Consider the following 17,017-nt stretch of genomic DNA (forward strand, 5'->3'; position numbering starts at 1 on the left):
GGATCCTGACGCGCGCTTCAGGCCCGCGTCAGGATCGTGAAGATCACCTCGGCCCGTCCGCGATAGCCCAGGGACTCGTAGAGCCTTATGGCCGTGGTGTTGTCGGCATAGCTGTGCAGAAAGGCCCGTTCGCCGCGGGCCAGAATGCGGGCCGTGACCTCCTGCAACAGCCGGGCAGCATAGCCCTGGCCGCGATGATCGGGGTGGACACAGACGCCGCTGGCCTCGGTGTAGCCGTCAGGCCGCATGCGCTCGCCGGCCATGGCGACGAGCTTGCCCGCAAGCCTTACACCGACGAAGCGGCCCATCTGGTGGGTGCGCGCGAAGAAGGGCCCCGGCTTGGTCAGGGTCGCTAGGGCCAGCATCTCGGCCGCGTCGGCGTCGGACAGATTGAGGATCTCGAAGTCTGTGGCCCACGCCGGCACGACCGTCTGGGCGGTCATCTGCAGGCACAGGGCGCTGGAGACGACCCGGGTGCCTGGCACCGGCGGCGGCACATGCCGTTCGACCAGGCCGGTGTCGCCATGGTCGGCGACCAGTGTGCCGAGATCGGCGAGGGCTTGCGGCGTGTCATCGACCGTCGTGGCGAACAGGCCAAAGTCGGGATGAAGCCTCAGGGCACCGCCCCTAAGGATCGCGAGCTCCGCCTGCCGACCGGTGAAGGCGGACAGGACGGGCCTGTCGAGAGGATGAAAGCTCATGGTGGTCTGGCGTCGCGCCGGGGCCAGGGCCCGGGCGCGACACCTGATGGCTTAGTCGAGGTCTTCGGCCAGGATCGCCATTTCGAACATGAACGAGCCGTCCTCGTCCTCGTCCTGGAAGACCACGCCGATGAACTCGCCAGCCACTTCGACCTCGGCGGAATCCTTCTGCTTCGGACGCGCCTTCACGGCGATGTGCGGGTTACCGAAGGTGCGCTTCAGGTGCTTTTCGATCTTTTCGATGGATGCAGCGTCCACGGGGAGCTCCTGTTTTCTCGTTGGGCGCCGTGGCGCGTATCGACGCGAACCTAGCGTTCCGCGCCGGAGTCGCAAGCCGCTTGCGTCAGTTCACGGCGGATCGGCGGCTTAAGGGGCCCGGTTGGCATTCGGGCGCAACCGGATCTCGAATAGCTTGGGCCAGAGCTTTCCCGTCACGAACAGGCGGTCGGTCGCTGCGTCATAGGCAATGCCGTTCAGCACATCGACGTGGCCTCCGGCCTGGTCGGCGGCGCTGAGCAGTCCGGTCAGATCGATCCAGCCCTTCACCTTGCCGGTCGCCGGGTCAATGCGGGCGATGCGGTCGGTCTGCCAGACATTGGCCAGCACCTCCCCCTTCACCCATTCCAGCTCGTTCAGGTTATCCACAGGTTTGCCGTCGTCGGTGACCTGGATGCGACCGGTCTCCGCCAGAGTCTCTGGATCGAGAAACCGCAGGGCCGAAGAGCCGTCACTCATGATGATCCGCGTCTGGTCGCGGGTCAGACCCCAGCCCTCGCCCGGATAGGAAAACTCCCCGACCCGCTCGAAGCTGTTGAGATCGAAGATGAACCCCATCTGGTCCTGCCAGGTCAGGTTGATCAGCCGATCCTTCCAGTCGACCAGGCCTTCGCCGAAATGGCGGCTGTCGATCAGGCGTTCCTGCTCGGGCACGCCGGTCTCCAGCGTCACCTTGCGGACCGAGGACCGCCCGTGCAGGCCGGTGCTCTCGTAGAGAAAGCCGTCACGCCACAGCAGACCCTGGGTGAAGGCCCGCGGGTCATGCGGATAGGTCTTCACCACGGTGTAACCGTCGGTTCGGGCCTCTTCGGCCTGGACCGGAGCAAGACTGCCGACGGACAGCAGGGCGGCGAGCCACAGGCCTTTCCAGACGATAGTGCGCACTCAGATCACGTAGTCGTAAACGGCCTCGGACAGGGTCTGGTCCATCGACTTGGCCGGCTCCTCGCAGGTCGGGCAGTTGACGATGCGAGCCGGAACCCCGGCAGCAGTGCAGTGCGGGGGAACTGGCTTGAGCACGACCGAGCCCGAGGCCACCTTGGCAAAGTCGCCGACGCTGATATTGCCCAGGACCTTGGCGCCGGCCCCCAGCAGTACGCCGCGGCCGATCTTGGGGTGACGGTCGCCACGATCGGCACCGGTGCCGCCCAGGGTCACGCCGTGCAGCATCGAAACGTCGTCGCCGACCACCGCCGTCTCGCCAATGACGATGCCGGTGCCATGGTCGATAAAGATCCCCTGGCCGATCCGGGCGGCCGGATTGATATCGACCTGGAAGACCTCACTGGACCGGCTCTGCAGATAGAAGGCCAGGGTCTCGCGGCCCTGGCTCCACAGCCAGTGAGACACGCGGTGGGTCTGCAGGGCCAGGAAGCCCTTGAAGAACAGGAAGGGCTGGACATAGCCCTTGCAGGCCGGATCGCGCTCGAACACGGCCATCAGGTCGGCTTCGGCCGCGATCACCAGGGCCGGGTCCGAGTGGAAGGCTTCCGCAGCGAACTCGCGCGCCGTCATGGCCCGCATCTCCTGGTCGCCCAGCTTGCGGGCCAACTGGAAGGTCAGGGCATCGGCCAGATTGTCGTGGCTGAGGATCACCGCATTCAGCAGTGACGCCAGGGCCGGCTCGGCCTTGGCGGCATGTTCGGCCTGGTTGCGCAGCGCCGCCCAGACGGGTGGCGTCGACTGCTCGGTGACGACTTCAAGGCGCTTGGCCATCGGGGCTCTCCCATTGCCTGCCGGAACTAGAACATTCTTTTTAAAAACGCACTAGCCATTTTGCGGGACGGCAAGCCCTCTCACCCGGCCTGGTCAGCCTAGCACAAGTCGGGCGAGATCGCGCGGCAGCTCACCCCTGACCGCCATATGGTGCACCCGAAGCAGGAGCGCCACGGTGAGGGAGTCGGGCATGTGGCCGGCGACCGCTGCATCAAGCGCTTCAGAAAACGGCACCCGGGCGACCGCCAGGTCCTCGGTCTCATCCGGGTCGGTGTCGGCCGGCGAAAGGTCCATGGCCAGAAAGCCGATGCCGACCTCATCGGTCACCGAGTTGGACAGTTCCAGTTTCAGGATCTGGCGCCAGTCAGCCGCCTGCAGCCCGACCTCCTCGGCCAGTTCGCGCTTGGCACCGTCGAGCGGCTCCTCACCCAGGGGCGCGCCGCCTTCGGGCAGTTCCCAGCTGTAATTGGCCAGGGCGAAGCGGTTCTGGCCCACCAGGGTGACTGTGCCATCCTCGTGCAGGGGCACAATACCGATCGCCTGGTTCTTGAAACTGACCTTGCCATAGAGCGCCGCCCGGCCTGTGGGCGCTACGGCCTGGTACTCCGTCACATTGATCCAGGGATTGTCGTAAATGACCTTCTGGCTGGTGACGCCCCAGGGTTTGCCATGGGATCTGAGCCAGACGGGCTTTGCGGGGTCAGAACTGTCGCTCATCGGGGCTCGCGGCTTGTGGCGACCGGGGCTCGGCCATAGTTAGGGTCCAGTACAACGGTTTGAGGAGATCGTCTTGACCGGTTCCGTTCCCGCCGCTCCGGCCTTTGGCGATGCCCTGCCGATCGAGGCCTCGCCCGAGGTTGTGGCCTTCCTGGCCCGTCGCCGGTCGGCCTCGGCCATGACCCTGACCGCCCCGGGCCCTAACGAGAACCAGCTTCAGGACCTGTTGCGACTGGCCGCTCGGGTGCCCGACCACGGCAAGCTCGCGCCCTGGCGGTTCCTGATCCTGCGCGGCGCGGCCAAGGACGTCTTCGCTGAACGGATCACCCCCCTCGCCGCCAGTCAGGCCAATCCGGTCAAGGCGACGGCCGCCCTGCGCAAGCTGACCCGTCCGCCGGTCTGCGTGGCGGTGATCTCACGCCACATCCCCGGCGAGATTCCGGAATGGGAGCAGCGTCAGAGTGCCTCGGCCGTCTGCCATCAGATGCTGCTCGGCGCCGCGGCCCTGGGCTGGGGCGCCAACTGGATCACCGACTGGTACAGCTATGATACCCGCGCCCTGGCTATGCTCGGCATAGCACCTGACGAGAAGGTGGCGGGCTTTGTCTATCTGGGCACGTCCACCGAAGCGCCCCAGGAACGGCCAAGGCCGGATGTGGCGGCGATCACGACGGAATGGCACCCGGACTGAAGGGTTAGCCCCGCCTTCTAGCCCCGACCGCGATAGGGGGCCACGCCTTGGTCGGGCACCCACAGCCCCTCCGGGGCCGGGCCCGTCTGCCAGAACACGTCGATCGGAATGCCGCCACGCGGATACCAGTAGCCACCGATGCGCAACCAGCGCGGCTCGGCGATCTCGACGATCTTGCGAGCGACCTTGACCGTGCAGTCCTCGTGGAAAGAGCCGTGGTTGCGGAAGCTGGTCAGGTAGAGCTTCAGGGACTTGCTCTCGATCAGCCAGTCACCCGGGGCATAGTCGATGACCAGGTGGGCGAAATCCGGCTGGCTGGTCACCGGACACAGCGAGGTGAACTCCGGTGCCACGAAGCGCGCCAGATAGAGCACGTCGGATTGCGGATTGGGCACGCGCTCGAGGATGGCGGCATCGGGGCTGACCGGTGCTTCGACCATCTGGCCGAGCTGAGTGACGTTGAGGTCTGTCATGGCCGCGATTTAGGCCCGTCCGTCCCCGGAGACAAGTCGGCCTCCTGTCGCTACACATTGCCAAACAGATGTTCGAACACGGGAGAGGCACCATGACGGGACGGGATTTCGACGGTTTCACAGTGGTGGTCACCGGGGCCTCTACCGGGCTTGGCCGGGCCATAGCCGTGGAAACCGCCCGACGCGGGGCCGGCCTGGTCGTGGTCAATTTTGCCAACAATGCCGAGGATGCCGAGGCCACCGCGCGGTTGATCGAGGCTGAAGGCTCCCGGGCGGTCTTGGTCCGGGGCGATGTGGCCCAGGACGCCGACTGCCGCCGGATCGCCCAGGCTGCCGATTCGACCGGCCGGATCGATGCGCTGTTCAACAATGCCGGCGTGACCAAGTTCGCGCCGAACCATGCCGACCTGGATGCCGTCGATGCCGAGGACTTCCTGCGGCTTTACAGCGTCAATGTCGTGGGGGCCTTCCAGATGGTCCGCGCGGCACGCTCCCTGCTTGAAGCCGCGCCGCAGCCGGGTGCCGTGGTCAACACGTCATCGATCGCGGGCGTGGTCGGAAACGGCTCATCCGTGCCCTATGCCGCCTCCAAGGGGGCGATGACGACCATGACCCTGTCCCTGGCGCGGGCCCTCGCGCCCCGCATCCGCGTCAACGCCATCTGCCCCGGCTTCATTGACACGCCTTGGTTTGGCAAGGCCATGGACGCCGACCGGGTGGACCGTCTGAGATCGGGTGCCGCAGCCGCTACGCCGCTCAAGGTGGCCTCAACCGCCGAGGATGTGGCCGGGGCCGCCGTCTTCCTGGCCGCCCCCGCCTCGCGGCACGTCACCGGCGAAACCCTGCTGGTGGACGCCGGCCTGCATCTTGGCGGCGCGAGTCTCTCCATGCGCTAGTGTCCGGGCGCGGCGCCAAAGCCACGGGTAAAGGTCAATCAAGCCTTAACCCTTCACTGTGGCCCAGGCCGTTCATTCTGCAGCAAATTCGTCACACTTGGTTCAAACTTTAGGCGAACCGGGCCGTTCGTGCTGGCGCTTTGCGCACTGTGATTGCAACAACGGGCAAGTCAGCGACTAATTGGTCGTCGACATAGTGCGCTTGCAGGCGCCGTCGCACTCGGGGCGAGCTCCGGGGAGACGACACAGAGAAGGGGATAGACCAATGAACATCTTTAAGATCGCGCTGGCCTCGGCCGCCGCCACCGTTGCCCTGAGCGGCGCCGCCATGGCGCAAGACACCCTGAAGCTTTCCTACAATGTTGGCGTCGCCAGCGACTACGTGTTCCGCGGCGTGAGCAACACCCAGGAAGATCCGCAAATCTTCGGTGGCGTCGATGCCACCTACGGCATCGGCTATGCTGGCGTCTGGGCCTCGAACGTTGACTTCGGCACTGACGATCCGACCGCTGAAATCGACATCTATGCCGGCGTGAAGCCGACCGTGGGCGACACCGCCCTGGACTTCGGTCTGGTCTATTACGGCTATGTCGACGACAAGGGTGCCACCCCCGGCCAGTTCAGCTACCTCGAACTGAAGGCCGCCGCTTCGCGTCCGCTCGGCCCGGCAACCGTCGGCGTCACCATGTTCTACTCGCCGGAATTCCCGCTCGAAGCTGGCAAGGCCTTCTATTATGAAGTCAACGCCTCGCTGCCCCTGGCCGAAAAGCTGACCCTCACGGGCGCCCTCGGCCAGCAGGAAATCGAGTTCGGCACCGACTACGCCACCTGGAATGTTGGCCTCGCCTACGCCATCACCCCGAACCTGACCGCTGACATCCGTTACTCGGACACCGGCGTGAACTCGCTCGGCTCGATCTTCGACGAGCGCGTGGCGTTCAGCCTCAAGGCTGCGTTCTAAGATTTTTCCAAAGTCTCTGACGATGGAATGGGCCGCCCCGGGCAACCGGGGCGGCTTTTTCGTGGATCAGGCCACGCCGGACCAGCTGGCAATGACGGCGTCCGCGTCCGTCAGGATCGCAAAGTTCAGGCCCATGACCTTGAGCGCCGCCTCATGGATATCGGGTTCATAGGCCGCACAGGCATCAGTCGGCACAAAAACGTGAAAGTCCTGATGGAAGGCGTCACGCGCCGAACAGTCGACGCAGCACTCTGTGGTCAGGCCGCACAGGACCAGAGTGTCCACACCCGCCTTTCGCAAACGCTGGCCAAGACCGGTGCCGTGAAAAGCGCTGTACCGGGTTTTCTCGATCACCAGCTCGCCAGGGGCTGGCTGGGGACCATAGAAGTCGGAGCCCGCATGACCGGCCCGGCACAGGTCACTCTCGATGTCGGGATTGCCGCCCCGGCGCGCCATCCGCTCGCGCCACGCCGGAGAATCGCTGGCCGGCGTCGTCGACAGGCCCACAAAGATCACGGGCACCTTGGCCGCGCGCGCAGCCTCGACCAGCCGCTCAGCGGCCGCGAGCGCCGGGCCGATGGTGGAAAGATCGACGCCCAGACGTCCAATGACCCCTTCCGGTGCCGCAAAGTCGACCTGCATGTCGACGATCAGCAGCGCCGTTCGCTCCGCCGCAACCCAGCCTGGTTCCAGCGGCACCCAGGTCATGAAAAACGCTGCCTCAGGTCCGGGAGGATCTCGGCGCCAAACATCGTCAGGCCCGCGACATAGTCCGGAAAGATCAGCATCAACCCGTCCAGTTCGCAGTCCTCGACAAAGCTGGCGATCCTGTCACCACAGGTGGCCGGTGAGCCGACCACGGTCTCGGTCATGAACGCCCCTTGCTGATGGGCCGCCGCATCCAGCCTGTCGGCCGGCGCACCCCAGCTGCGCAGCATGGCCTTGACCGCATCCAGATCCAGGCCATCGGCATAGACCCGGGCCAGGGCCTGGGCCGCGGCGTCGGTTTCAGCATGGACGACCGTGCACATGGCATAGGTGCGGATCGACTTGCCCAGCCCCTCCGCCATGGTCTTGGCCCGACGGCTCGCCGCGCGGCGATCCGCAGTACTGGCTCCGCCGATGAAACAGGCGTCGGCCTCCGCTACGGCGAAGGCAAAGCCACGGGCGGAACTGCCGGCGCAGATCAGGTCTGGTCTGGGCCGCGACAGGGGCTTGGGGTCCGACTGGCAATCGTCGAGATTGAAGAAGCGACCATGATGGCTGACCCGGTCTTCGCGCCAGAGACGCTTGACCACATGGGTCCATTCCTCGGCCAGGGCATAGCGGTCATCATGATCCAGCTTTTCGTCCCAGGCGCTCATCTGGGCGAATTCCTCGCGGTAGGCCCCGGCGACGATGTTGAGCCCGACGCGTCCTCCACTGATGTGGTCGAGGGTCGCAATCATCTTGGCTGCCACGGCGGGGTTCTGCAGCAGGGGGTGCAGGGTGGCCCAGATCCTGACCTTGCGCGTGGCCTCGGCCAGCCCGGCCATCAGGGTCACCGATTCCAGCACCGTGCCCCAGTGATCTGTCGCCCCGCCGAAACCGCGGAACTTGGCCATGGACATGATGAAATCGAGCCCGATCTCGTCGGCCAGAACGGCAGCGGCGCGGTTCTGCGGATAGAGTCCGTCAAGCGGCGGCGTCGTCGACGACACGATCCAGCCGCCATTGGCTACAGGCAGGAAGACGCCAAAATCCTTATGGTGGGGCGAGGGCCAGTTCATGTCCTGTCCTACCACGAGCACCGCCGAGGCAAACGGCCGATCTTCACCCCTGCTCCGCCCCATCCGGGCCGCTACATGCATCCTCCGGTGCCGCGGGCGGACGCATGAACAGGGCGGCGACAAAGACCACGGCGATCACGGCGGCGAAGAGCTGAAAGGTCGGGGCAAAGCCGCCCAGACGATCGCGCATGGCCCCGGCAATGAACGGGCCGGCCGCCGACACGGCCCCGACCAGACAGGTCAGGGAGAAGAGTTCCAGATTGTTGCGGCGGCCATAATAGTTCAGCAGCAGGACCGTGACCGCCAGAACGGTCAGGCCAAAGCCGACCCCGGTGCCGATCGCATAGAGCAGCATCAGGGGTGTGCTGGTGGCCGAGGCCAGGGCCAGCAAACCGATCACCAACATGCCCTGCGCGCCGACCAGCAGCCATTTGGGATCGATCCGGTCACCGATGAAGCCGCCACCCAGCCGCGCCGCGGTCTGCATCAGCGACTCCAGACTCAGCATCTTGGCCCCTATGGCAGCGGCAGCGGCCGCGGACAGGCCGGCAGCGACTCCGACTTCGCCAATGTGGCTGACGGAGACACTGGCCACCGTCACACCGGCCAGCAGGTGGGTGAAATAGGCGGCGACCAGGACATAGAATTGCGGCGTCCGCAGCGCAGCTTTCACGCTCCATTCGTGGGCTGTGCGATAGACCCTGGCACCGGCCGGGGTTTCCCGCGCCTCAGCCTCGACCTCGGCATCGACGTCATGAGCGGCCTCGGCCAGCCATTTCGACCCGCCGACCAGCGCCGCACAGAGTCCCCCGATCACCACAGCCAGGCTGGCCTGAACCAGCCAGTAGAGCCGCCAGTCATTGTCGGCGCCGTTCAGGACCGCCAGCGCCATCCAGGGGCCCGCCACGCCGCCCAGGGAGCCGAAGGTGAAATAGATCCCGAACGGCAGGGCCCGCCGGCGGTAGAGGGCCGACAGGACATGGGTGCCCGGGATCAGGGCCGCCATCTGAAAGCCGATGCCGCACAGCGCCGCTCCGGCATAGTAGCGGGCAATGCTCGCCGAGCCCGCAAAGCCCAGGAGGCCAAGTCCGAGGATCGCCGAACCCAGAAGCAGCGTCGTCCGAACGCCGATCCGGCGGATCAGGATCGCCGGCAGCCAGGACGAGGCTCCCGTGAACAGGCCGAGGACGGAAAAACCGAGAAAGGCCTGCTCGAAGCTCCACCCGAGTTCGCGGATCATTCCCGGCAGCACCACGCCCAGCGACCCGTAGGTCGCGGCGGTGATCAGGAACAGCAGCAGGCTGAAGCCTGCCAGCAGCGAAACGCGGCGCAGGTCGGGTAGGGCCAAGATCAGAAGGTCCGCTTGAGGGTCACGCGCCATTCGCGGCCCTTGCCGGGCAGCGCGCCCAGATTGGCATAGGTGTCGGCATCCGGGGTGAAATAGAAGGTGTCGAACAGGTTATCGACATTGAACTGGGCCGTGTAAGGGCCACGCGTCACATAGGCCGACCCGTTGACCACGGAATAGGCTGGATAGCGCACCGCATTCTGCACCGTTCCGGCCGTCTGGCTGACATGGGACACGCCCAGGGTCGCCCCCGCCTGCCCCCAGTCATAGCCCTTGCTGGTATAGGCTCCATAGAGGCTGACCACGGACTTGGGGACCAGCGTATAGGCATAGTCGCCGCCCCGGCCCGGCAGGCTGGCAAAGCTCCAGACCACATAGGACCCGCCATAGGCGCTGGGGCCAGGCACCCCGGCGGTATAGGCCGGGATATACTGGAACGAGCGATCTGGACCCTTCATGGTGGTCCGCTGACTGTTGCCCGCGAGGGTGAAGCTGAGCTGTTCGGACGCGAGCCAGCGGAGCTCAAGCTCGACGCCCTTGGCGCGCGTGCCCTGCACGGTCGGAGGCGAGCTGTTGGTCAACTGGGTGCGGTTCTGGCGGTAGGCCGCCAGGGAGCCGACCAGGGTTCCGTCGAGCAGCTGGAACTTCACCCCGGCCTCGGCCAGGTCGGAATTGGAAAGCCAGGACCCGTCGCGCACCAGGGATGGAGCGATATCACCGGCCTGGCTCATCTCCAGCGCCGAAGCCTTGGCATAGCTGGCATAGGGCATCAGCCCCAGGGCGGTCTTGTAGGTCAGGCTGGCGTTCCAGGTGGCCTTGTTGCGCCCGGCGGACTGCCGTCCGGTGACCGTATAGCTGAGGAAGCCTGTATCCTGGCTCTCGACCTCGTAGCGGTCATAGCGGCCGCCCACGATCAGGTTCCAGCGCCCGGCCTCAAGGTCAGAGGTGAAGAAGATACCCGACTGTGTCCACTCGGACCGGTTGTCGTTCTCCCAGCGCAGACCCACGCCGCCCGGCTCGTCCGTGAAGGGACTGTCGATGGTGTCGGTTGCCGTGGCGCCGAAGGCGAGATCGCGGCGATCGAGGGCAATCAGGCCGCTGTTGAAGCTTTCGCGACGCCGGCCTTCAAAGCTGCGATGCGAAGCGCCGACCAGGGTCTGGCCGCTGATCCGGGCGACCGTCGTCGGCAGGGCCAGGGTCAGGCGCGCTTCGCTGACCCTGGCGTCGATGGCCGACGGATAGCCGTAGGAGACGAACCGCTCATTGTCCTGACGGTCATGGAACAGCTGCAGCTTCAGGGACCGGTCAGCGCCCAGATCCTTGGCCAGATCGAAGTACAGGGTGCCGGTCGTGGTCTTCGAGAAGTCGGCGGGGCTGATATAGACCGTCCGGCGGTTCAGCGTGGTCTTGCCGACGCCCGTATCGAGCGTATGGACGGGATCACTGCTCCCGAAGCCGTAATAGGGAATGTAGAGCGCGCTGGCATAGGGATAGTAGCCGACCTCGTTGGGGGTCAGGCGGCCGTTGCCGTCGCTGTCCTTAAGGCTGGTGTCGCGGCCGGTGATGTAAAGCCGATTATCCACCAGCTCCTGGGTCAGGCGGTTCCAGCCCGGGGTCTGGACGTCGCCGTCTGACTGGAAGCCCATGCCGCCAAAGGCGGTGCTCCAGCCCTGACCCAGATCGAAATCGGCCGAGGCCTCGATCAGGTGCCGGCGCGGATAGAGACCCCGGTAATAGCTGTGGCTGTCCTCCGCCTCGCCATAGACATAAACCCCGCCCTCGGCTGCGCCCAGGCTGACCGGTGCCCCGAACTGGCCGGTGACGAGCTTCTTGTTGTAGCTGCCGAAGGTGGCGGTGAATTCACCCTCGGCCTGGGCCAGAAAACGCCCCTCGTTCCGCGCCGACTTGGGGATGAAATTGACCAGGCCTCCCACCTTGCCAGAGCCATAGACCGGGGTGGGCGGTCCGCGCAGGACCTCGATCCGGGCCGCGCCACCGATCGGGGTGGAATAGGTGCCGCGGTTCTCGACCCGCTTGAAACCGCGGAAATAGTTCTCCGCCAGGGTGCCACGGATGTTGAGCGATCCGGGAACGCCATAGAAGCTGGCCGTGTGAGTGCCCGGCGACACAGCACTCAGGCCATCCAGCGTCTCGACGCCGAAGCGCTCCAGGGTCAGATCGCTGACCAGGCTGGCCGAGCGCGGGGTCTCGATCAGGGGCTTGTCGATGCCGAACACCGTGTCGGACGGCTGCTTCTCGAGCAGGCCAGCCTTATCGCGGGCCAGGACCAGGACCGTGTCGACCGCGTCTGCACCCCGGGCGTCCGCCTGGGCTTCGGCATGAGCGACGGGTCCTGCCAGCAGGGTGAAGGCCGTGACCGACAGCAACAGGCGGCGGAAAGACATGACAGGCGGCTCCAGTCCCGTTCTGGAGGGACGTTCCAGGCGACGACCGGTACCTTTTGGGAATTACGCGACGTCGGTCAAAACGCCTTCTAACATTTCAGTTTGAATTTTGAACGCCTGTTGCCGGAACGCCTCACCTTTCCGGGCATCATTTGTTCTGGATCAAGGCGGTGGATCAGGCGTCTACGGAGGGCCGCTGCACGGCCTCGGGCGTGACGTTCAGGACCCGCATCATGGCCGCCCGCGCGCCTTCGACGTCCTTGCGGGCAATGACCCGGGCGACATCGCGATGCTGTTCGATATCCGCCAGCAACTCGGCTTCGGTCGCGCCATTGAACGAAAACACCCAGAAGCGCGCCGCCTTGTGCTGCAAGGGGATTAGGATGCGGGCCAGGGACAGGTTCTGGCTGGCGCGGGCCACAGCGGCATGGAACCGCTGATCCATCGCCACCAGCAGCGGCAGGTCACGGTTGCGTGCCGCCTCTTCTCCGCCCTCGAAGGCGTCGAGGATCGCCTGGGCCTCGGCCTTTGAGGCATGGCGGGCCGCCAGCCCCGCGCAATGGGGTTCGATCAGGGCCCGGGCTTCATAGCCCTGACGCAGTTCCACCAGGTCCAGCGGCGCGACCAGGGTGCCCGAACGGGCGCGACGGATCACCAGCCCCTCCAGGGCCAGCCGGCCCAGGGCATCGCGCACACCCGCCAGTCCAGCCTCATAGCGTGCCGCCAAGGACTGTTCGTCCAGTCGGGCACCGGGGGCCAGCTCGCCCAGGATCAGGTCCAGCAGGATCCGCTCATAGACCTTGGCTTTCTGCAGGTCCGGCGACCAGTCTTCCAGACCCGATGACGAGCAGACGTCGAGCACCAGCATCCGCGACCGAGCGTCCTGGGCGGGTATGGACACGGCAAGCCTCCCTCAGCATGAAGCCTGATAGGTAGTCTGAAATGTCAGGATAGACTAGGGCCAGCGCGGGCCAGGCGGATCAATCCAGCAGGATCAGAACCAGTTCGACCAGGGCGAGCCAGAGCAGGCTGGTGATCAGGGCGGCCAGTCCCCAACGACGGCTGGCCATCGCCAGTCGACCGCCCGGAACAGGTCTCGCCGTTTTCCGGAAGATCACCTCGCCCATGCCAGTCCCCATCGGCTCTGTGTCCGATCGTGGCCAATGCACGCAGAATCGCCCAGCTCAGCCAGGATGCAGTGGTGCCACAGGCCCTTGGCGTTGCAAGGATTTTCTGCCCAAAATGGGTATGCGGCAGGCGAGGCTCGCGCTCGTCTTCGATCAGAACGCCGGGACCACCGCGCCCTCATACTTGCGAGCCATGAACGCAGCGACCTCCGGTGTGGTCAATGCCGCCGCCAGCTTCTGAACCCGGGGATCGTCCTTGTTGTCCGGACGGCCGACCAGGTAGTTCACATAGGGGCTCTTGCTGTCCTCGATCAGCAGAGCGTCCTTGGACGGGTTCAGCTTGGCGTCGAGGGCATAGTTGGTGTTGATGATCGCCAGATCCACCTGGTTCAGCACCCGCGGCAGGGTCGCGCCCTCCAGTTCCTTGAACTTCAGGCCCTTCGGATTGGCGGCGATATCCTTCAGGCTCGCGAGCGGATTGGCTGGATCCTTCAGGGTAATGACATTGTTGCGTGACAGCAGCAGCAGGGCCCGGCCCTCGGTGCTGGCATCGTTGGGGAGGGCCACGGTCGCGCCCTGGGGCAGGTCTGCGATCGACTTGAACCGGGCCGAATAGGCCCCGATCGGCTCGATATGCACGCCCTTGATCGCGATCAGATTGGTGCCCCGGTCCTTGTTGAACGTCTCCAGGTACGGAAGCGTCTGGAAATAGCTGACGTCGATGCGCTTCTCGGCCACCTGGGTATTGGGCTGGACGTAGTCGTTGAAGACCTTGATCTCGATCTTCAGGCCCTGCTCGGCGAGCTTGGGCTTGATGAACTCCAGCACCTCGGCATGCGGAATGGCCGTGGCCGCAACGGTGAGAGTGTCGCTGGCGCTCGACGAAGCGTCGGGCTTCTGACCGCAGGCGGACAAGGCCAGGGCGGCGAGGCTGAGGGCGACGATAGCGCGGCGAGCGACCATGAACGGCTCCAGAAGGCGATAGACCAAGTCGGGTTTTGCCCGGTTTCCGCGATGCAGCGAAATCAGTTTTCCTGATCGAGGCGACAGTACACCACCCCGTTCGTTGACTCCGTCCTCAATACAACTAAAACGGGCACTGAGAGGGAGGTGTCGCATGCGATTCTGGAACAGCTGGAGCGACCGGTCGGGACGTCCCGAGTACTGGCTTTCTGTTACCTTTCTCGTCTTCGCCCACTTGATCAGTGTCTATGTTTTCAACCGGCCTGGACCGGGCCTCGGTATTCTAGGCATTTGGCAGTACGTCTATGCACGCCGTTTACATGACATCGATAGGACCGCTTGGTGGGGTGTCGCCGCTTTGGCGCTATCCTTTGGACCCATTGTATTGGCGTTTTACTTCGCTGGTGATGAAGTGGGTCCACTTCTAGTCGGAGAATCCAACCAGGCCACCAAGTCGGGCTGGCGTTGGTTTTATGTGGCGACCGGCGGAAGTGTCTTGGTGCAGTTTGCTTTCACCGTCTGGCTTGGCCTTACCAAAGGCGATCCCTGTCAGAATCGCTTTGGATACATGCCTGAGCGATTTCGTTGGCCAGGAAAATCGAAGGCTGAAGCAGCCCGCAAGGATGTCCCTTGACCCCGCCGCCGAACAGGCCGCCTGAGTGGGGATGGCCAAGGAAACCGTCTATATCGTGCAAGCCTATGTCGCCGGGCGCGGCAAGGGCCTGAAGGCCGAGCAGCAGATCGGCTGCAAGGACGCCGCCGAGGCGCTGCGCAAGGCCGAACGCCTGGCCCCGCTCCGGGAGGGTGTCGTCGCCTTTGCCGCCTCAGCCGATGTCGAGCTGGGCGACTATGACGAAAACCCCGAGATCCTGTTCAAGGCCGGACGGCTGCCGTTTCCGTTCGACCAGGCCTAGGCTTCGGAATCGGACTCGGACTCGGACTCGGCCTCATCCGGCGCGCCGTGAATGAACCAGTTGACGACAAAGTCCGGGGTCTCGCCGGACAGGGTGGTCACGCCCTGCGGAGTCGGGATGATCGCGGAGGTCTGGGGCGGCAGAGTGTAGATGTCACCATCCTGCTCACCCAGCAGGTCCAAGGCTATGCCCGTCTGGTCATTGGCCTCGATCACCACCCCGAAGAACTGCTGTCGCTCAAGGACCTCTCCCTCGTCATCGAGAAAGGTCAGGCCCAGCATCAGGGTCTTGCCGATCAGAGAGTGGGCAAGGTCAGGATCCCAGTGCTCGCGCGGCGGGGCGGTGAAGATCTTCGCTTCTTCGGTCATGCCCGCCTTCTAGCGATGTGACACCCGTCGCACCACCGTGTCGCCGACCATTTGCAGACACTGGACCAGCACCAGCAGCAACACGACCGTCACCACCATCACATCGGTCTGGAAGCGCTGGTAGCCAAAGCGGATGGCCAGGTCGCCCAGCCCCCCGGCCCCGACCACGCCGGCCATGGCGGTGTAGGACACCAGGGCGATGGCGGTGACCGTGGCTGCGGCGATGATCCCGGGCATGGCCTCCGGGAGCAAGGCCCCCAGCACCACCTGCCGGCGCTTGGCCCCCATGGCGAAGCTGGCCTCGATCACCCCCTTGTCGACCTCGCGCAGGGCGGTCTCGACCAGACGGGCGAAAAACGGTGCCGCCCCGGCCACCAGGGGCGGGATCGCGCCCTGGACCCCCAGGGAGGTGCCGACCAGAAGCACGGTCAGCGGGATCATCACGATCAGCAGGATCACGAACGGGACGGACCGCAGGATATTGACCATCAGGGACAGCAGGCTGTTGGCCAGGCGGTTCTCCAGCATCTGTCCCTTGCCGGTCAGGAACAGGATCACCCCCAGGGGCAGGCCCAACAGCACGGTGAGCACCATCGAGCCCCCCAGCATGGTCAGGGTATCGAAGGTCGCCTGCCCGATCTCGGACCAGTCGATGTTCGATGCGGTCATTGATCAGCCCCCTGGCTCAGAACAGGATCAACCCGTACGCCTGCGGCCTGGAAGCGGGCGATGGCGGCCTCGACGTCACCGCCGGTCAGGGTCAGGGTCAACTGGCCATAGGGCGTTTCCCGCAGACGGTGGATCCGCCCGCCGAGGATTGAATAGTCGACCCCCGTCGCCCGGGCCACCTCGCCCAGCACCGGCCTGTAGGTCGCTTCGCCCCGGAAGGTCAGGCGCACCACCCGCCCCGCCAGCATGGCCCCCGCAGCCGGCTCTCCGTCGGCTTCCCGGACGAAGCGCCGGGCCGTGGCGCTGACCGGATGCAGGAAGACATCCTCGACCGGTCCACTCTCGACCACCTGCCCGGCTTCCAGCACCGCCACCCGGTCGCAGACGCGGCGGACCACGTCCATCTCGTGGGTGATCAGAACGATGGTCAGGCCCAGCTCGCGATTGAGGCCCGAGATCAGGTCGAGGATCTGCTCGGTCGTTTCGGGGTCGAGCGCACTGGTCGCCTCGTCGCAGAGCAGGATCTTGGGTCCCGTGGCCAGGGCCCGGGCGATCCCGACCCTTTGCTTCTGGCCGCCCGAGAGCTGGGCCGGATACTTCTGGGCCTGGTCGGAAAGACCGACCCGGGCCAGCAGCTCGGCCGTCCGCGCCTTGACCTCGCCGGCCGGACGGCCAGCCAGTTTCAGGGGAAAGGCGACGTTCTGCGCCACGGTCCGGCCCGACAGCAGGTTGAAGTGCTGGAAGATCATGCCGACCCGGCGGCGCAGGCTGCGAAGCCCCTCGACCCCGAGCGCGGCGACGTCGTCACCATCCACCACAACCCGCCCCCCGCTGGGGAGTTCCAGACCATTGATCAGCCGGATCAGGGTCGACTTGCCGGCGCCGGAGGCCCCGATCACGCCGAACACCTCACCGGCCTTCACCGACAGCGAGACCCCGGTCAGGGCGGCGTGACCGCCCGTCTTGGCCGGTCCCTGGGCGGCATAGGTCTTGGAAACGGCCTCAAAGGCGATCACGTCTGAG

The 17,017-nt window shown here is 65.4% G+C and carries 21 protein-coding genes; 5 read left to right on the plus strand and 16 right to left on the minus strand.

Features of this window, described 5'->3' with window-relative positions:
- Positions 1-17: 17 nt before the first annotated feature.
- From ACW17U_RS12635 to ACW17U_RS12655, 5 genes are all read right to left on the minus strand, one after another.
- The gene (locus tag ACW17U_RS12635; RefSeq protein ID WP_492052834.1) at positions 18-701 is read right to left on the minus strand and encodes a GNAT family N-acetyltransferase; all 684 of its coding nucleotides are present in this window, start codon (positions 699-701) and stop codon (positions 18-20) included.
- A 51-nt stretch (positions 702-752) separates the two neighbouring features.
- Positions 753-959 (minus strand): DUF3126 family protein, encoded by a 207-nt coding sequence (locus ACW17U_RS12640; RefSeq protein ID WP_062144725.1) that lies wholly within the window; start codon positions 957-959, stop codon positions 753-755.
- Positions 960-1,067: 108 nt separating this feature from the next.
- The gene (locus ACW17U_RS12645) at positions 1,068-1,862 is read right to left on the minus strand and encodes a glutaminyl-peptide cyclotransferase (protein ID WP_492052836.1); all 795 of its coding nucleotides are present in this window, start codon (positions 1,860-1,862) and stop codon (positions 1,068-1,070) included.
- Positions 1,863-2,693 carry a serine O-acetyltransferase gene (gene cysE / locus ACW17U_RS12650; RefSeq protein WP_492052838.1) on the minus strand — a complete coding sequence of 277 codons (831 nt, stop codon included), beginning with the start codon at positions 2,691-2,693 and terminating at the stop codon, positions 1,863-1,865.
- Between the two features lie 93 nt (positions 2,694-2,786).
- Positions 2,787-3,410 (minus strand): NUDIX domain-containing protein, encoded by a 624-nt coding sequence (locus ACW17U_RS12655; RefSeq protein ID WP_492052839.1) that lies wholly within the window; start codon positions 3,408-3,410, stop codon positions 2,787-2,789.
- Positions 3,411-3,483: 73 nt separating this feature from the next.
- Between ACW17U_RS12655 and ACW17U_RS12660 the strand changes: the two genes are divergently transcribed.
- The gene (locus ACW17U_RS12660; protein ID WP_062144713.1) at positions 3,484-4,101 is read left to right on the plus strand and encodes a nitroreductase family protein; all 618 of its coding nucleotides are present in this window, start codon (positions 3,484-3,486) and stop codon (positions 4,099-4,101) included.
- 17 nt (positions 4,102-4,118) lie between these two features.
- On the opposite strand, the gene queF is transcribed toward ACW17U_RS12660, so the two are convergent.
- The gene (queF, locus tag ACW17U_RS12665) at positions 4,119-4,574 is read right to left on the minus strand and encodes a preQ(1) synthase (protein ID WP_492052841.1); all 456 of its coding nucleotides are present in this window, start codon (positions 4,572-4,574) and stop codon (positions 4,119-4,121) included.
- Positions 4,575-4,642: 68 nt separating this feature from the next.
- Between queF and ACW17U_RS12670 the strand changes: the two genes are divergently transcribed.
- The gene (locus tag ACW17U_RS12670) at positions 4,643-5,470 is read left to right on the plus strand and encodes an SDR family NAD(P)-dependent oxidoreductase (protein ID WP_492052842.1); all 828 of its coding nucleotides are present in this window, start codon (positions 4,643-4,645) and stop codon (positions 5,468-5,470) included.
- Between the two features lie 265 nt (positions 5,471-5,735).
- Positions 5,736-6,431 carry a TorF family putative porin gene (locus tag ACW17U_RS12675; RefSeq protein WP_492052844.1) on the plus strand — a complete coding sequence of 232 codons (696 nt, stop codon included), beginning with the start codon at positions 5,736-5,738 and terminating at the stop codon, positions 6,429-6,431.
- Between the two features lie 66 nt (positions 6,432-6,497).
- On the opposite strand, the gene ACW17U_RS12680 is transcribed toward ACW17U_RS12675, so the two are convergent.
- The 7 genes from ACW17U_RS12680 to ACW17U_RS12710 form a co-directional block, all read right to left on the minus strand.
- Positions 6,498-7,139 carry a cysteine hydrolase family protein gene (locus ACW17U_RS12680; protein WP_062144702.1) on the minus strand — a complete coding sequence of 214 codons (642 nt, stop codon included), beginning with the start codon at positions 7,137-7,139 and terminating at the stop codon, positions 6,498-6,500.
- On the minus strand, positions 7,136-8,200 hold the full coding sequence (locus tag ACW17U_RS12685) for an LLM class flavin-dependent oxidoreductase (RefSeq protein ID WP_492052845.1): 1,065 nt from the start codon (positions 8,198-8,200) through the stop codon (positions 7,136-7,138). Before ACW17U_RS12685 ends, ACW17U_RS12680 begins: the two co-directional genes overlap by 4 nt.
- Positions 8,201-8,243: 43 nt before the next feature.
- On the minus strand, positions 8,244-9,548 hold the full coding sequence (locus ACW17U_RS12690) for an MFS transporter (protein WP_492052846.1): 1,305 nt from the start codon (positions 9,546-9,548) through the stop codon (positions 8,244-8,246).
- A gap of 2 nt (positions 9,549-9,550) precedes the next feature.
- On the minus strand, positions 9,551-11,953 hold the full coding sequence (locus tag ACW17U_RS12695) for a TonB-dependent siderophore receptor (protein WP_492052848.1): 2,403 nt from the start codon (positions 11,951-11,953) through the stop codon (positions 9,551-9,553).
- 175 nt (positions 11,954-12,128) lie between these two features.
- Positions 12,129-12,821: a GntR family transcriptional regulator gene (locus tag ACW17U_RS12700; RefSeq protein WP_062144692.1), complete on the minus strand. Its 693-nt coding sequence runs from the start codon at positions 12,819-12,821 to the stop codon at positions 12,129-12,131.
- 112 nt (positions 12,822-12,933) lie between these two features.
- Positions 12,934-13,080, minus strand: coding sequence for a hypothetical protein (locus tag ACW17U_RS12705; protein ID WP_492052850.1), 147 nt, complete (start codon positions 13,078-13,080; stop codon positions 12,934-12,936).
- Positions 13,081-13,233: 153 nt separating this feature from the next.
- On the minus strand, positions 13,234-14,043 hold the full coding sequence (locus ACW17U_RS12710; protein ID WP_492052852.1) for a MetQ/NlpA family ABC transporter substrate-binding protein: 810 nt from the start codon (positions 14,041-14,043) through the stop codon (positions 13,234-13,236).
- 154 nt (positions 14,044-14,197) lie between these two features.
- Here ACW17U_RS12710 and ACW17U_RS12715 point away from each other — a divergent pair, with 154 nt between their 5' ends.
- Together ACW17U_RS12715 and ACW17U_RS12720 are read left to right on the plus strand one after the other, a co-directional pair.
- Complete coding sequence (locus tag ACW17U_RS12715; RefSeq protein ID WP_492052854.1) at positions 14,198-14,677, plus strand: DUF805 domain-containing protein; 480 nt, start codon at positions 14,198-14,200, stop codon at positions 14,675-14,677.
- 31 nt (positions 14,678-14,708) lie between these two features.
- Positions 14,709-14,957 (plus strand): hypothetical protein, encoded by a 249-nt coding sequence (locus tag ACW17U_RS12720; RefSeq protein ID WP_166504136.1) that lies wholly within the window; start codon positions 14,709-14,711, stop codon positions 14,955-14,957.
- Here the strand turns inward: ACW17U_RS12720 and ACW17U_RS12725 are convergent.
- From ACW17U_RS12725 to ACW17U_RS12735, 3 genes are read right to left on the minus strand one after another with little or no spacing between them, the layout of a single operon-like run.
- Entirely contained in the window at positions 14,954-15,325 is a 372-nt protein-coding gene (locus ACW17U_RS12725) for a hypothetical protein (protein WP_492052855.1), read from the minus strand. The genes ACW17U_RS12720 and ACW17U_RS12725 overlap by 4 nt on opposite strands.
- Positions 15,326-15,334: 9 nt before the next feature.
- A complete protein-coding gene (locus ACW17U_RS12730) occupies positions 15,335-15,994 on the minus strand; it encodes a methionine ABC transporter permease (RefSeq protein WP_492052857.1) in 660 nt (219 codons plus the stop codon).
- A complete protein-coding gene (locus tag ACW17U_RS12735) occupies positions 15,991-17,010 on the minus strand; it encodes a methionine ABC transporter ATP-binding protein (RefSeq protein WP_492052858.1) in 1,020 nt (339 codons plus the stop codon). The genes ACW17U_RS12730 and ACW17U_RS12735 overlap by 4 nt, the downstream gene beginning before the upstream one ends.
- Positions 17,011-17,017 lie beyond the last annotated feature (7 nt).

The sequence above is a fragment of the Caulobacter sp. AVps16 genome, assembly GCF_058681455.1.